The 14,884-nt window shown below is 29.1% G+C and carries 13 protein-coding genes; 10 read left to right on the forward strand and 3 right to left on the reverse strand.

What is annotated here, in order from left to right:
- The first annotated feature begins 18 nt into the window (after nt 1–18).
- Both WG950_RS02500 and WG950_RS02505 read left to right on the forward strand, forming a co-directional pair.
- Complete coding sequence (locus tag WG950_RS02500; RefSeq protein WP_340934009.1) at nt 19–1,476, forward strand: S41 family peptidase; 1,458 nt, start codon at nt 19–21, stop codon at nt 1,474–1,476.
- A gap of 1 nt (nt 1,477) precedes the next feature.
- Nucleotides 1,478–2,971: a S41 family peptidase gene (locus WG950_RS02505; protein WP_340934010.1), complete on the forward strand. Its 1,494-nt coding sequence runs from the start codon at nt 1,478–1,480 to the stop codon at nt 2,969–2,971.
- 40 nt (nt 2,972–3,011) lie between these two features.
- Here the strand turns inward: WG950_RS02505 and WG950_RS02510 are convergent, their stop codons facing one another.
- Complete coding sequence (locus WG950_RS02510) at nt 3,012–3,980, reverse strand: patatin-like phospholipase family protein (RefSeq protein ID WP_340934012.1); 969 nt, start codon at nt 3,978–3,980, stop codon at nt 3,012–3,014.
- A 45-nt stretch (nt 3,981–4,025) separates the two neighbouring features.
- Here WG950_RS02510 and WG950_RS02515 point away from each other — a divergent pair, with 45 nt between their 5' ends.
- From WG950_RS02515 to pepT, 3 genes are read left to right on the forward strand one after another with little or no spacing between them, the layout of a single operon-like run.
- Nucleotides 4,026–5,066: a WD40/YVTN/BNR-like repeat-containing protein gene (locus WG950_RS02515; protein ID WP_340934013.1), complete on the forward strand. Its 1,041-nt coding sequence runs from the start codon at nt 4,026–4,028 to the stop codon at nt 5,064–5,066.
- The gene (locus WG950_RS02520) at nt 5,056–5,628 is read left to right on the forward strand and encodes a hypothetical protein (RefSeq protein ID WP_340934014.1); all 573 of its coding nucleotides are present in this window, start codon (nt 5,056–5,058) and stop codon (nt 5,626–5,628) included. Before WG950_RS02515 ends, WG950_RS02520 begins: the two co-directional genes overlap by 11 nt.
- Nucleotides 5,629–6,870, forward strand: coding sequence for a peptidase T (pepT, locus tag WG950_RS02525; RefSeq protein ID WP_340934015.1), 1,242 nt, complete (start codon nt 5,629–5,631; stop codon nt 6,868–6,870).
- A gap of 139 nt (nt 6,871–7,009) precedes the next feature.
- On the opposite strand, the gene WG950_RS02530 is transcribed toward pepT, so the two are convergent.
- Entirely contained in the window at nt 7,010–7,549 is a 540-nt protein-coding gene (locus WG950_RS02530; protein ID WP_077809212.1) for a 1-acyl-sn-glycerol-3-phosphate acyltransferase, read from the reverse strand.
- 93 nt (nt 7,550–7,642) lie between these two features.
- Between WG950_RS02530 and rmuC the strand changes: the two genes are divergently transcribed.
- The 3 genes from rmuC to WG950_RS02545 all read left to right on the forward strand — a co-directional run bounded on the left by rmuC (nt 7,643) and on the right by WG950_RS02545 (nt 9,617).
- Nucleotides 7,643–8,983 (forward strand): DNA recombination protein RmuC, encoded by a 1,341-nt coding sequence (gene rmuC, locus WG950_RS02535; protein WP_340935222.1) that lies wholly within the window; start codon nt 7,643–7,645, stop codon nt 8,981–8,983.
- 96 nt (nt 8,984–9,079) lie between these two features.
- Nucleotides 9,080–9,319, forward strand: a complete 240-nt coding sequence (locus tag WG950_RS02540; protein WP_340934016.1) for a hypothetical protein — start codon at nt 9,080–9,082, stop codon at nt 9,317–9,319.
- A gap of 112 nt (nt 9,320–9,431) precedes the next feature.
- On the forward strand, nt 9,432–9,617 hold the full coding sequence (locus tag WG950_RS02545; protein ID WP_079738774.1) for a CsbD family protein: 186 nt from the start codon (nt 9,432–9,434) through the stop codon (nt 9,615–9,617).
- Nucleotides 9,618–9,697: 80 nt separating this feature from the next.
- On the opposite strand, the gene glyA is transcribed toward WG950_RS02545, so the two are convergent.
- Nucleotides 9,698–10,972 (reverse strand): serine hydroxymethyltransferase, encoded by a 1,275-nt coding sequence (glyA, locus tag WG950_RS02550; RefSeq protein WP_079738773.1) that lies wholly within the window; start codon nt 10,970–10,972, stop codon nt 9,698–9,700.
- A gap of 198 nt (nt 10,973–11,170) precedes the next feature.
- On the opposite strand from glyA, the gene fahA reads away from it, so the two are divergent.
- Together fahA and WG950_RS02560 are read left to right on the forward strand one after the other, a co-directional pair.
- Nucleotides 11,171–12,448, forward strand: a complete 1,278-nt coding sequence (fahA, locus tag WG950_RS02555) for a fumarylacetoacetase (protein WP_079738772.1) — start codon at nt 11,171–11,173, stop codon at nt 12,446–12,448.
- Between the two features lie 132 nt (nt 12,449–12,580).
- A complete protein-coding gene (locus tag WG950_RS02560; protein WP_340934017.1) occupies nt 12,581–14,845 on the forward strand; it encodes an FUSC family protein in 2,265 nt (754 codons plus the stop codon).
- Nucleotides 14,846–14,884: the final 39 nt, after the last annotated feature.

A 14,884-nucleotide genomic window follows, 5' to 3' on the forward strand; every position in this document is an offset into this window, starting at 1 on the left:
AATTCTTATTTTTTATAAATGAAAAACCTCTTAAAACTCTTTTATTTAGGCGCAATTACACTATTACTTATCAATTGTTCTAAAGAGTACCAAATACCCAATAATTTAGTTGTGCACGATTTTGTTTGGAAAGGTTTAAACGCATATTATTTGCATCAAGATGAAATTGCTGATTTATCTGACAGACGTTTTAACTCAGACCAACAACTAAATGCTTATTTAACTGGTTTTGCAGATTATAATACACTTTTTTCTAGTTTATTATTAAGTACAGATGAAAAGTCTATGCTTATAGAAGATTATACAAATTTAGATTTAGATATACCAAGATCTGCTTTTGTAAACGGAATGGAATTTGGCATTGTTGCGCAACCTAACACTACTACAAATACTGTTATTGGTTATGTAACACATATTTTACCTAATTCGAATGCAGCTTCAAAAGATTTACAAAGAGGTGAGTTTTTTAATGCTGTAAATAACATCTTATTAACAGAAGATAATTATTTCGATTTATTAATAAATGGCGATACATCTTATACTTTAAGTATGGTAGATTTTGACGGAACAACTGTTACACCAAACGCAAAAACGGTTGTTTTAGATAAAGAAAATTACGATTATGATACCACATTTTTAGAAAAAACCTTTAATATAGGTTCAGACAATATTGGCTATTTAATGTACAATAACAATTTATCTAAATCGTCAATTAACAATTTAAACAACACTTTCTTAAATTTTAAAAATCAAAATATTAACGAATTGGTTTTAGATTTAAGATACAATATTACTGGTGGTAGTTTCGCTAAAAACATTACCAATTTGGCAACTATGATTACCGGGCAATTTACAGATGAAGTTTTTATAAAAGAAGAATGGAACTCGAAAGCACAACCTTGGTTTTTAGAAAATCAACCAGATTCTTTACTAACTAAATTTCCTGCTAAACTTAATCCTTCAACAGATTTTAATAGTTTAAACCTAACAGAAGTTTATATAATTTTAAATGGAGATTCTTTTAGCGCTTCTTCTGCAATAGAACTATTAATAAACAGCCTAAAACCTTATATAAACGTACATATTGTAGGTACAGCTACTAATGGAAACAATACAGGTTCTATAACTTTATATAATTCTCAAGACTACGATATCGAACTAAAAAACAATACACATACAGTAGCTTTACAACCTGTTGTGTTAAGTTTTTACAATAAAGACGACCAAACCTACAACGAGGGTTTTACACCAACAATTGCAACTTGTCCAAATGAAGATATTTTAAATCTAGGTTTTATTGGTGAAAGGTCTGAACCTATTTTAGATAAAGTATTAGAATATATCTCAACAGGAAATCTTGGTACAAATGTTACTTGTAATCCTAATAATTTTATATATTTATACAAATCTATAGATACACAGAGAGAATTAGATAATGGTGTATTTATTAAACAAGATTTACCTAACACATATTAATATGAAAAAATACTTTTTAGCAAGTTTACTATCCTTATTAGTTTTAACTGCATCGTGCAGTAAAGAAGAAGTTAATAATCAAATTCCAGAAGAGGTTGAAGAATTTATTATTACCACAGATGATGAAATAAATTATTTTATCTGGAAAGGATTAAACTTGTATTATTTATGGCAAGAAGATGTGCCAGATTTAGCTGATAACAGATTCAATAATTTTGAGGATTTATACACACACTTTAGACAATACGACTCACCAGAAGCTACTTTTAATAGTTTATTAAGTCAACCCGGAGTTGTAGATCGTTTTTCTTGGATTGTTGATGATTATGTAGCTTTAGAAAATTCTTTTCAAGGAATTAATTTAAGTACTGGTTTAGATTTTGGTCTAGTAAGAGATGTAAACAGTAGTACAAAAATATTTGGTTACGTAAGATATGTAATTCCAAACTCTAGTGCTGCAACAGCTGGGGTTACAAGAGGTACTTATTTTAGTACTGTTAACGGAATTCAATTAACAGATACCAATTTTAGAGATTTATTATTTAATGATGATGCTTCAATAACACTAGGATTTTCAGATTATAATGAAGGTAGTCCTATAAGTAATAACAGCACTGCTGTTCTAGAAAAAACAGAAGTTCAAGAAAACCCAATTGCAGTTTCTAAAGTGATTACAGATGGAACTCAAAAAATTGGTTATTTAATGTATAATCAATTTGCAAGTTCGTACGACCAAGATTTAAATGCTGCTTTTAGTAATTTTAAAGCAGAAGCTGTAAACGATTTAATTATCGATTTAAGGTATAATGGTGGTGGTTCTACAAATTCTGCCGGATATTTAGGAAGCATGGTAACTGGTCAATTTACAGGAGAAGTTTATTCTAAAGAAGTGTGGAATAACAAAGTTTTAAGCGCATTCTCTTCAGATAATTTTACCAATAATTTTCCAACAAAAATTACCAAAACAGATGCTAATGATAATATTGTTGTTGATGAAGCTATAAACAGTTTAAACTTATCTAGAGTTTATTTTATAGTTTCTGGTAGCTCTGCATCTGCATCAGAATTAGTTATAAATGCTTTAGATGCATACATCGATGTAAAAATTGTTGGTACAACAACTGTAGGTAAACAAGTAGGTTCTATTACTTTGTACGATTCTGATAATTTATTTAGAAGTGGAGACAATTTAAACACAGAGCATACATATGCAATGCAGCCATTGGTTTTAGAAATTACAAATAAAGATGGTAAAAATTACCCGAACGGAATTGTCCCTGGAACAAATTTTACAGGTATTAATTTAGGTGAAGATATTGGTAACTTAGGTGTTTTAGGTGAAAGATCAGATCCTTTATTAGATAGAACTCTAGAATATATTTCTACTGGCGCTAAATCATCAGCAAAAACAAAAGACTTTATTAAAACAGAAGAAATATTTAATTCTAAATTGGCTACACCGGCAAAGAATAATATGTATTCCGAATTAAAATAACAAATTAAAAAATCCAGCTTAATTGCTGGATTTTTTTTTGCTAGATATTTAAATTTTCTGCCTCTTCTGCAGAATCTTCCATTTCTTGATCGGTAAGAATATCTGGTCTAAATTCGCTCATCTTCTCTTCTTCTTTAGATTTAGCATAATTAAACCCAGATTTCCACCATTTTTTCATTAGTTTTTTATCAAAAACCAAAGAGTTGGTGGTTAAAACTGTTGGTGTATAATATAAGTTTAGTTTGATATCTTTATTTGAAGCCGCTAATTTACCAATAGTAATATTGTGCCTTTCTACATGTACCAACATAAAATCCATGACATCAAATAATAAAGAAAACGGATTCTTTGCAGGCAACCTGTTAATTTGAGTAACTTCTGTCTCTAAAATAATTGCATCAATTTCTGTAGCTCCTCTTAAAATAGCTTCTCTAATTGGTATTAAAGAACCAAAACCACCATCGGCATATTGACAATGATCTTTTTCTAATAAACTCATAAACGGAACATAGTTGCAAGACCCCCAAATCCAATCACAAAAATCTTCATAACTACAATCGTTAATTGATTTATACTCAATTTGATTTGCTGTTAAATTAGAAACAGTAACAACAACTTCTTTATTTGCCGCTTTAATTTTAAGATACATTTCTTTGGTAACATTTTTCTTAATTAGAGATCTTAAATTTTTACTTTCTCCAAAAGTTTTTCTACCATTTAAAAAATTCCAAAATGTATTTAAGTGGTTGATGCTTATCACTTTTTCACCAGCAACTTTTCTAATTTTAAAAGGATTGTTACTAAAAATAGTTTCTTGATTAACATTGGTATACAACTCTTTAAGTTCATCTAACATATCCATAGCCAAATGAGATACCATTAAACTTCCTGTAGAGGTTCCTAAAAACAAATCGTATTTTTTGTTTTCATGTTTCATTAAGTACTGCGCAACACCTCCTGCAAATGCTCCTTTACTTCCTCCGCCAGAAATTACCAATGCTTTTTTCATTATCAATTATGATTTGATTACTTTAGTCGTATAAAAATATCAAAAATGAGAAGAATATTCGGTATTATTTTAATTTTCCTTTTTTTAATCTCTTGTAAACAAGAATATCAGCCAAGAAATATTAGTGCAATTTCTATTGAAGCATATAACATTGATACTACTAGTATAAGAGCAATTCAAGTAATAGATTCGACAACAGTTGTTTATGCTGGCTCTAACGGAACTATAGGAACAACTGTAGATAATGGTAAAACTTGGTCTATTTTAAATATAAAATATAAAGACTCTATAATTCCTAACTTTAGAAGTTTAGCATTTAATGGCTCAGATTACTTTGCATTATCCATAGCCAATCCTGCATTGCTTTATAAAATTTCTGATATGGAAGCTACTTTACAATATACAGAAGAAGGTGCCAAAGTTTTTTATGATGCAATTGCATTTTTTGATGATAATAAGCACGGTATTGCCGTTGGTGATCCTACAGAGAACTGTGCTTCTATTTTAATTACTGATGATGGCGGAGAAAACTGGCATAAAATTCCGTGTGAAAATTTACCTGAAATAGCCGAAGGTGAAGCTTTTTTTGCTGCAAGTAACACCAATATTAAAACAATTGGCAGTACCGTTTATATTGCCTCTGGCGGTAAAAAATCTAGAATTTTAAAGTCTAATAACTTCGGAAAAACATGGCAACTATTTGAAACCCCAATAATACAAGGTAACGGACCACAGGGAATGTATTCTATCGATTTTTATGATAAAAATAACGGAATCGCAATTGGCGGCGATTACTCGAAATCATTAGAAAATAAAGCTAACAAAGCAATTACTGCAGATGGTGGTAAAACTTGGACTTTAATTGCAGATGCAGAAAATCCTAATTATAAAAGTTGCGTACAGTTTGTACCAAATACCAACGGAAAAGAAGTTTTTGCTGTAGGTAAAACTGGTATTTCTTACTCTAAAGATGGTGGATTAACATGGAACAAAGTTTCTAATGATAGTTATTATACCATTCAATTTATAAATAAAAATACTGCTTGGTTAGGTGGTGCAAATAAAATAGGAAAACTTGAATTGTAAATTTCTTTTTAAATACGCACTTATTTTAGGAGCTTTACTCCTACTTTTTAATTGCAATAAGTCATCAGACCTAAAGCAAAACCTTACTTGTAATGAGATTTATTTTAAGAATTTAAAAGAAATTTCAGATGCTAAAAACAACTTTAAAATAAGTTTGCCTAATAATTGGAAAACAAGCAATTTTACAGACAATTATCAATCTTCTATTTATACAGCAGATACAACAAAGCAACTTACCAAAAGCTTGCTTTTAGATGTAAACTTTATCAATAACGCTATAGAAATAGATGATATTTTTAAGCTAAAAATAGAACACGAAAACTTAACTAATAAACTAATTCAAAAAGAACAGAAAGAAATAACTTTTTTAAATAGAAAAAGTTATTATGTTGTTTCTATTGGTAAAAAACAGAATTTTAAATACAAATCTTTACAACTATTTGTACCTTTAAATAAAAGTAGTTCTTTAGCTATAAAAGCAGAAGTTTATGGCGATTCTTTAGTACAAAAAAGAATTTGTAAGGCTTTAACTTTAATAGATAAAATTAAAATTGAACAGTAAATGATTGATAAAAAACACATTACAGATAGGTTTATTAAGTATGTAACTGTAGATACAGAATCAGATCCAAATAACCCAGCTTTTCCTAGTACAGAAAAACAATGGGATTTAGCAAAGATTTTAGTTGATGAATTGAAAGAAATTGGAATGCAAGATGTAAATTTAGATGAAAATTGCTATATCATGGCAACTTTGCCAAGTAATATAGAACATCGAGTACCTACAATTGGCTTTGTTGCGCATATTGATACAAGTCCGGATTTTACTGGTAAAAACGTAAAACCACAAATAGTAGAAAATTACCAAGGAAATGATATTCTTTTAAACGAAGAAAAAAACATCATATTATCTCCAGATTATTTCGAAGATTTACTACAATATAAAGGGCAAACTTTAATTACTACAGATGGTACAACTTTGTTGGGTGCAGATGACAAAGCTGGTGTAACAGAAATTGTAACCGCTATGGAATATCTAATTAAACATCCAGAAATTAAGCATGGTAAAATTAGAATTTGTTTTACACCCGATGAAGAAGTTGGTAAAGGTGCACATAAATTTGATGTAAATAAATTTGATGCAGAATGGGCTTACACTATGGATGGAAGCCAAATAGGAGAATTAGAATATGAAAACTTTAATGCTGCTAGTGCAAAAGTAACTGTTACAGGTAAAATTGTTCATCCTGGGTATGCAAAAGGTAAAATGATAAACTCTCTTAAAATTGCAAATGATTTTATGGCAGCCATTCCGCAAGAAGAAGTGCCAGAAAAAACAAGTGGTTACGAAGGTTTTTTTCATTTACACGACATGCATGGTAATGTAGAAAAAACAGTTTTAGAATACATTATTAGAGACCATGACTTAGATTTATTTGAGAAAAGAAAATATTTGATGCAAAAAATAGCATTCGATTTTAATGAAAAATTGGGTGAAGAGTTAATTGAAGTTTCTATAGAAAATCAATATTTTAATATGCGAGAAAAAATTGTACCCGTTATGCATATTGTAGATTTGGTTGAAGAAGTAATGAAAGACTTAGAAATTACACCTATAATTAAACCAATAAGAGGTGGTACAGATGGTTCTCAATTATCGTATAAAGGTTTGCCATGTCCTAATATTTTTGCTGGCGGACATAATTTTCACGGAAGATATGAATATGTTCCTGTAGAATCTATGGTAAAAGCTACAGAAGTAATTATTGGTATTGCAGAAAAAGTTGTAGAAAAAAATTCATAAAAAAAGTCTTCAGCGAACTGAAGACTTACATCATAGCATATGCTATAAAGTAAATTTTTAATAATAGAGCCCCTAATCTCTATTAAAAACGATTTACTAATACAAACTTAGTGAATTTTATTTATTAAAACTACATTCTTTAAAATAATTCAGGGTTTTTCCCCTTAATATTCTTAAAAAAACTCTTAAAATTATCAAAATCCTTCTCTAAACTGTCTGTTGGGTAATAAGGTTCGGATATTTTAACTGTCTTATTTTCAAAATCTAACGTTGCCATAACAATTGGCACATTAGCTCCTTTTGCAATATAATAAAATCCTGTTTTCCATTTTTCTACCTTTTTTCGAGTTCCTTCTGGCGAAATGCCTAACCTAAATTCTTCTTTAGAATTAAAAAGTTTAATAACAGCATCTACCATATTATTACTTTTAGATCTATCTACAGGTGTGCCTCCTAGAATTCTAAAAAAATAACCAAAAGGCCATTTAAATAGAGAACTTTTTCCTATAAAATGAACCATTATACCTTCGCTCATTCTTGTTAAAATTGCAATAGGAAAATCTACCCAACTTGTATGTGGTGCGGCAATAACAATATATTTCTTAGGCTCTTTCGGAAAACCATTTTCAATCTTCCAACCCAAAATAGTATGTAAAATAAACTTAGATATTGCTTTCAAATTGTCGTGATAAGTTAATTGTTTACAAAAACCTAAAATAAAGGTTTTGTGTTCTTTTTATAAATGATAAATTTAAGGACTTAATTCGACATGATGACAGAAATAATCATATACTTAATAATTGCTGTAGTTTTTTTAATATTTGGCTTTTTAATCGGTAAATTAATTTCAAAAATTAATTTTGAGAAAGAAAAATCGATTTTAGAAAAAGTAAATGCCACATTAGAAGAGAGATCTATTAGGTTATCTCAATCTAAAGAAACTTTAGAAAATAACTTCATAGAAAATCAGCAAGAATTAAAAAATAATCAACAAGAAAAAGAAAAACTTCTTGGGATAACATCAAAACAAGAATTTGAGATTGAAAATCTTCAGCTTAAATTAAAGGAAAATAAAACCGAAGTAGAAAATTTACAGCAAAAGTTCACCAAAGAATTTGAAAATTTAGCGAATAAAATTTTAGATGAAAAATCGAACAAATTTACTGTTCAGAACAAAGAAAATATTCAAAATATATTAAATCCTTTACAAGAAAAAATAAAAGGATTTGAAGATAAGGTTGAAAAAACTCATAAAGAAAGTATCGATTACCATGCCGCGCTACGTCAGCAAATACTTGGTTTAAAAGAATTAAACCTACAAATGAGTAAAGAAACTATTAATTTAACAAAAGCTTTAAAAGGCGATAATAAAGTTCAAGGTAATTGGGGTGAACTCGTTTTAGAACGAGTTTTAGAAAAATCTGGCTTAGAAAAAGACCGAGAATACTTTGTGCAGCAAAGTTTTACAAATGACGATGGCAAAAGGGTTTTGCCCGATGTAGTTATTCATCTGCCGAACAATAAAAAAATGATTATCGACTCTAAGGTTTCTTTAGTGGCTTATGAACAATATGTAAATGAAGAAGACGAAAGTTTAAGACAAACTTTCTTAAAAGAGCATGTAAATTCTTTAAAAAGACACATTACACAATTAAGTGATAAAAAATACGAAGACATATATAAGATAGCATCTCCAGATTTTGTATTGCTTTTTATTCCGATAGAACCTGCTTTTGCAATTGCTTTAAATGAAGACACGCATCTATATAACAAAGCTTTCGATAAAAATATTGTTATTGTTACACCTTCTACCCTATTAGCTACATTACGTACCATAGATACGATGTGGAACAATGAAAAACAACAAAGAAATGCACTTGAAATAGCAAGACAAGCGGGTGCTTTATATGATAAATTTGAAGGTCTTTTAAATGATTTAATTGGAATTGGTAAAAAAATTGATGACAGTAAAAAAGAATATTCTAATGCCATGAATAAATTAGTTGATGGTAGAGGAAACCTTATTAAAAGCGTTCAGAAATTAAAAGAAATGGGAGCTAAAGCTAAAAAATCTATTCCGGAAAACTTATTAGAACGTTCTAAAGAAAACTGATTTTATTTCTTTTGAGTCATTATTTAATCCTTATTAGTTAATACATCTGTACAATTAAAATTAATTTTGATGTATTATAACTTAAAGAAAAATATTATGTCAAATAAAGAAAGACCAAGTGCCGAAAATGTAACAAAAGGAAACTCTGGAGATGTTCATGAAAGAGGTTTACATCCCTTAAAAGGAACTGTAAAAAAAGGCTATAAAGATACTGATAGCTATAAAGATAGATTAAAAGGAGAAGATAAAGATAAATTAAAAGATCAAGTACATAGTGTTACTAAAGATAATGACAAAGTTGCTGATAAAATTCAAAACTCAGAAAAAAGCAAGTAATATTTCATATGAGTTATTCTTTCGATTGATACCACTAACATTCTATATATAAAGGTTTTAAATTTGTAGTATTATTAACCAGTACTAGAAATAGTACATAAAACTAAATAATATGAATACGGATACAAACGAAGGTAAGTGGAAACAAATAAAAGGTGAATTTAAAGAAGAGTTTGGTAATATTACTAACGATAAATCTACCGAAACTGATGGTAAATTTGATAAACTTGTTGGACAAATTCAAGAAAAATACGGTGAAACCCGAGAAAAAATAGAAAAAGAAGTTAAAAGCTGGTAAAAACAACTTTTAAGTATTTAGCATAAAAAAAGCATCAAGAAATTATTCTTGATGCTTTTTTATATAATTTTTATAGAAAATTACATTACAAATAGTCTTCTTGCGCTCATCATATCAGAAACACGTTCACCTATTTCATGTAAAGCCTCTTCGTTATCTGCGTTATTAATCGCTTCATCAATAAAATCTACAACAGCTTTCATATCTTCTACTTTTAAACCTCTTGTTGTAATTGCTGGCGTACCAACTCTAATACCAGAAGTTACAAAAGGAGACTTATCATCAAAAGGAACCATATTTTTATTAACCGTAATATCTGCTTTACCTAAAGCAATTTCTGCATCTTTACCAGAAATATTTTTATTACGTAAATCTATTAGCATACAATGGTTATCTGTACCACCAGAAATAATTTTATAACCTTTTGCTACAAATTCTTTTGCCATTGCAGCTGCATTTTCTTTTACTTGAATTTGATATTCTAAAAACTCATCTGTTAAAGCTTCGCCAAAAGCTACTGCTTTTGCAGCAATAACATGTTCTAACGGCCCACCTTGGTTACCAGGAAAAACTGCCGAATTTAATAATGTCGACATTTTTTTAGGTTTACCACTTTTAAGTGTTTCTCCGAAAGGATTTTCAAAATCTTTACCAATCATAATCATACCACCTCTTGGGCCACGTAATGTTTTATGAGTAGTTGTAGTAACAATATGACAATGAGGCAAAGGATCATTTAAAATTCCTTTTGCAATTAAACCTGCAGGATGAGAAATATCTGCTAATAAAAGTGCACCAACACTATCTGCAATTTCTCTAAAACGTTTAAAATCGATATCTCTAGAATATGCAGAAGCACCAGCTATAATAAGTTTTGGTTGTTCTTTATTTGCAATATCTTGAATTTTATCATAATTTAAAATTCCTGTTTCTTCATCTACACCGTAAAATGTTGGGTTGTATAATTTACCAGAAAAATTTACAGAAGAACCATGAGTTAAATGTCCACCGTGCGATAGATCGAAACCTAAAATAGTATCACCAGGTTTTAAACAAGCTGCAAAAACGGCTGTGTTAGCCTGTGAACCAGAATGTGGCTGTACGTTTACATACTCTGCACCAAATAATTCTTTAGCTCTATCTATTGCTATTTGCTCTACAATATCAACTATTTCACAACCTCCATAATACCTTTTACCAGGATATCCTTCAGCGTATTTATTCGTTAAAATAGAACCTTGAGCTTGCATAACTTGGTCGCTTACAAAGTTTTCTGAAGCGATTAATTCCAAACCATTTAATTGTCTTTCTTTTTCTTCCTGAATAAGGTCAAAAATTTGATTGTCTAATTGCATTGTAATTGTTTTGAATATATATCAAATGTAACAAAAAACAAAATCCTATTAAATAACTTTTTCGTATATTTTTAAAGAACTTATTAAGATTTATACAATTCAAAAAAAAGCATTGTTAAAAATAAGTTATTCGTTAAATTTCATTTTAAAGATGAGAAAAAATTGCATAAATTTGAACAAAATAAAGATTTTTATAAGATGATCATAACAGCAAATAATCCGAATAGAAAATCATGGTTAAAGGTAGAAGAAGATTCAGATTTTCCGATACAAAATATACCGTTTGGGGTTTTTATTACAAGAGATGATATTATTACAATAGGAAGTAGAATTGGCGATTTTGCTATTGATCTAGGCGCTTTACACCAATTAGGTTATTTTGAAGGAATACCATTAACAGATGATATTTTCTTACAAGATAATTTAAATGATTTTATTGCAGATGGTAGAAAAACTTGGCGTTTGGTTAGAAATAGAATTGCAGAAATTTTTGATGTAACAAATGGCAATTTAAGAGACAACGCAAACCATAAAGACAAAATTATCTTTAGAATGGATGAAGTTGAAATGCTTTTACCCGTTTCTGTAGGCGATTATACAGATTTTTATGCAAGTAAAGAGCACGCTACAAACGTTGGTTCTTTGTTTAGAGATCCAGAAAATGCATTATTACCAAACTGGTTACATATACCAATTGGTTACCATGGTAGAAGTTCTTCTATAATACCTTCTGGTACACCAATTAGAAGGCCGTTAGGACAAACAAAACCTGCTGAAGGAAGTAAAACTCCTGGTTTTGGACCATCTAAATTATTAGATTTTGAATTAGAAATGGCATTTATTACTACGGATGCAAATGTACTTGGAGACAGAATTCCTATCGAAGAAGCAGAAGAATATATTTTTGGTTTAGTACAATTTAACGATTGGTCTGCAAGAGATATTCAAGCTTGGGAATATGTGCCATTAGGCCCTTTCTTAGGAAAGAATTTTGCTTCTACAATTTCACCTTGGATTGTTACTTTAGATGCATTAGAGCCTTTTAGAACAGAAAACCCGAAGCAAGTGCATGAGCCTTTACCTTATTTAAAGCAAGAAGGAAAAGGTAGTTACGATATTAATTTGCAAGTTGGTATTCAGCCAGAAAATGGTGAAGAAACAATTGTTGCAAACTCTAATTTTAAATATATGTACTGGACTATGGCACAGCAATTAGCGCATCATACCGTTAATGGTTGTCCTGTAGAAGCTGGTGACATGATGGGTTCTGGTACAATTTCTGGACCAACCAAAGATAGTTTTGGTTCTATGTTAGAGTTAACTTGGCGTGGACAAAACCCAATTACTTTAAAAGACGGAACTACACGTAAGTTTATAAACGATAACGATACTGTTATTATGCGTGCACATTGTAAAAATGATACCATAAGAATTGGTTTTGGAGAATGTATTGGTAAAGTTTTACCCGCCAAATAAATAGCATTTATATTTTAGAAACAAAACCTCATTTTTAAATTAAAAAATGAGGTTTGTTTTTTTATGATCAAAATAAAAACACTTAGTTAGAAGATTTTACTATCTTATAAACTTAACAATCAACTACAAATCTTGAAAGAGAAATTAAAACATTTAGAGTTATTCTTAAAAAGTTCTGATTTTAATCGAGGCATTAGAATTGGTGTTGCAATTGCAATACCATTTGCCCTACTCTACTTTTTAGGATATTTTGAATACGCACCTGCAATTGCAGTTGGTACTTTTTTAAATTCACCAAGTGATATACCTGGAAGTATCAAAAGAAAAGTAAATGCTATTTTAATAAGTATTCTATTATCAATGGTTATTACGGCAGCAATATTATTTGCTAAACCTTTTTTAGTGGTTTTAATTTTAGTAATTACAATTATTTCGTTTATAGTTTCTTTGTTATCTGTTTATGGTTTTAGAGCTTCGTTGGTTTCTTTTTCTGGTTTATTAGCAATGATTATTGCTTTTGCCATTCAGAAACAAACTACTCAAGAAATATTAGTACACCTTGGTTTAATGACTCTTGGCGGGTTATGGTATTTAGTGGTTTCTTATGTTTTTCAAAAACTAGCTCCTAAAAAAGATCAAAATCAATTATTATCTGACTCTTTATTACTAATTGGCGAATATTTAAAATTAAGAGCAAAACTTTTAACTAAAAAAACAAAAAGAGACGAGTTACTTAAAAAAACTTTTGTTCTTCAGAATCAAATTAATGAAAAACACGAAACTTTAAGAGAAGCATTACTTACCGCAAGAAAACGCTCTGGTAGATCTAGATACGAAGAAAAACAATTACTGATTTTTGTTTCATCAATAAAAATTTTCGAATTAATTGAAGCAAAGCATTTAGATTATAAAATGATTGATTCTATTTTTGGGGAACGAAAATCATTTTTAAAAGCATCTAAAAAACTAAACAAAATTATGGGAAACCATCTTATTGTTTTATCTGAATTATTAATTCAGAACGAAAAAATACCTAATAAAGATGTTTTATTAAAAGCTCTTTCAAAAACAAAAGAATCTATTAATCAATATGTAGAAAGTGTTCAACTGCCAGAAGCAAGAGAAGGTGCTTTAGTGTTGCAAAACTTATACGATTATCAAGAGCAATTATTAGAAGAAATAAGAGTAATTAGACGTGTAATGGCCAATGTACATGATGCATCTAAAATTTCTTTAAAAAGAGAAAGTTCAAATCAGTTTTTAACATTACAAGAATATCGTTTTAATGTATTATTGCAGAATTTAAGCTTAAAATCTACCATTTTTAGACACTCTCTAAGATTAACATTTGCCTTGGTTTTTGGTTATCTCTTCGGATATTTTCTAGAAATACAAAATACCTATTGGATTTTATTAACCATAATCGTAATCATGCGACCAAGTTACGGTTTAACACGTTTAAGAACCAAAGATCGAATTATAGGAACTTTAATTGGTGCTGCAATTGCTTTAAGTATTGTTTCTATAACTCAAAATATTGTAGTTTATAGCATTTTAGCTTTTTCTTCATTAATTTTTGCTGTTTCATTGTTGCAACAAAATTATAAATCTGTAGCAGCTTTGGTAACAATAAGTATTGTATTTGTATACTCTTTAATGAACCCTGATGCATATGAAGTAATTCAGTACAGAGTTTTAGATACTATTATAGGAGCTATAATTGCCATTGTAACTAATTATTTAATACTTCCTACTTGGGAAATCGATAATCAGAAACAAATTTTAGTAAATGCGCTTAAAATGAATAAAAATTATCTTTTAGCAACGCAAGAACTATATAAAAACCCAGATATCAATAAATTACATTATAATTTAGCTCGAAAAGAAGTATTTTTAGCAATAAGTAATTTAAATGCTTCTTTTCAAAGATTAACTCAAGATCCTAAATCAAAACAAAAAGAATTTGAATTGGTGTATGAAATTGTAACCATTAACCAAACTATGGTTTCTGCAATTGCTTCTATTGGTAACTTTATAATCAATCATAAAACGACACCAGCTTCTAAAGAATTTGATATTTTAATTGATAAAATTAGCAACTCTTTACAACTAGCTTGTACCAATTTACAAGTAAAAACTAGCAATGCTAAAGTAGCAGAAGAAATTGTAGAAAAAGCAGAAAACAAACTTTTAAATGCGTATCAAAAATTATCTAATTTAAGAGATGAAAGCATTAAAAAAGGCAATACCGAAATAGACCAAAAAACATTGCATGCACTGCAAGAAGCCTATTTAATTTCTAATCATATGGTTTGGTTAAAATCACTATCAGAAAGTTTAAAAAAAGCTACAAATAAGTACAAAAAAACTATTTTAGAAAACCAATTAACTCACTAAAAAACAGTAAAATAAATTTTTAACAATTCGTTAAATCAA

Origin of the sequence: Polaribacter marinaquae (assembly GCF_038019025.1) — a bacterium.
Lineage (GTDB): Bacteria > Bacteroidota > Bacteroidia > Flavobacteriales > Flavobacteriaceae > Polaribacter > Polaribacter marinaquae.

What these genes read in the sequence shown, in the direction of transcription:
- WG950_RS02500 (WP_340934009.1), top strand. Translation starts at nt 19, where the DNA reads ATGAAAAACCTCTTAAAACTCTTTTATTTAGGCGCAATTACACTATTA.
- WG950_RS02505 (WP_340934010.1), top strand. Translation starts at nt 1,478, where the DNA reads ATGAAAAAATACTTTTTAGCAAGTTTACTATCCTTATTAGTTTTAACT.
- WG950_RS02510 (WP_340934012.1), bottom strand. Translation starts at nt 3,980, where the DNA reads ATGAAAAAAGCATTGGTAATTTCTGGCGGAGGAAGTAAAGGAGCATTT.
- WG950_RS02515 (WP_340934013.1), top strand. Translation starts at nt 4,026, where the DNA reads ATGAGAAGAATATTCGGTATTATTTTAATTTTCCTTTTTTTAATCTCT.
- pepT (WP_340934015.1), top strand. Translation starts at nt 5,629, where the DNA reads ATGATTGATAAAAAACACATTACAGATAGGTTTATTAAGTATGTAACT.
- rmuC (WP_340935222.1), top strand. Translation starts at nt 7,643, where the DNA reads ATGACAGAAATAATCATATACTTAATAATTGCTGTAGTTTTTTTAATA.
- WG950_RS02540 (WP_340934016.1), top strand. Translation starts at nt 9,080, where the DNA reads ATGTCAAATAAAGAAAGACCAAGTGCCGAAAATGTAACAAAAGGAAAC.
- WG950_RS02545 (WP_079738774.1), top strand. Translation starts at nt 9,432, where the DNA reads ATGAATACGGATACAAACGAAGGTAAGTGGAAACAAATAAAAGGTGAA.
- glyA (WP_079738773.1), bottom strand. Translation starts at nt 10,972, where the DNA reads ATGCAATTAGACAATCAAATTTTTGACCTTATTCAGGAAGAAAAAGAA.
- fahA (WP_079738772.1), top strand. Translation starts at nt 11,171, where the DNA reads ATGATCATAACAGCAAATAATCCGAATAGAAAATCATGGTTAAAGGTA.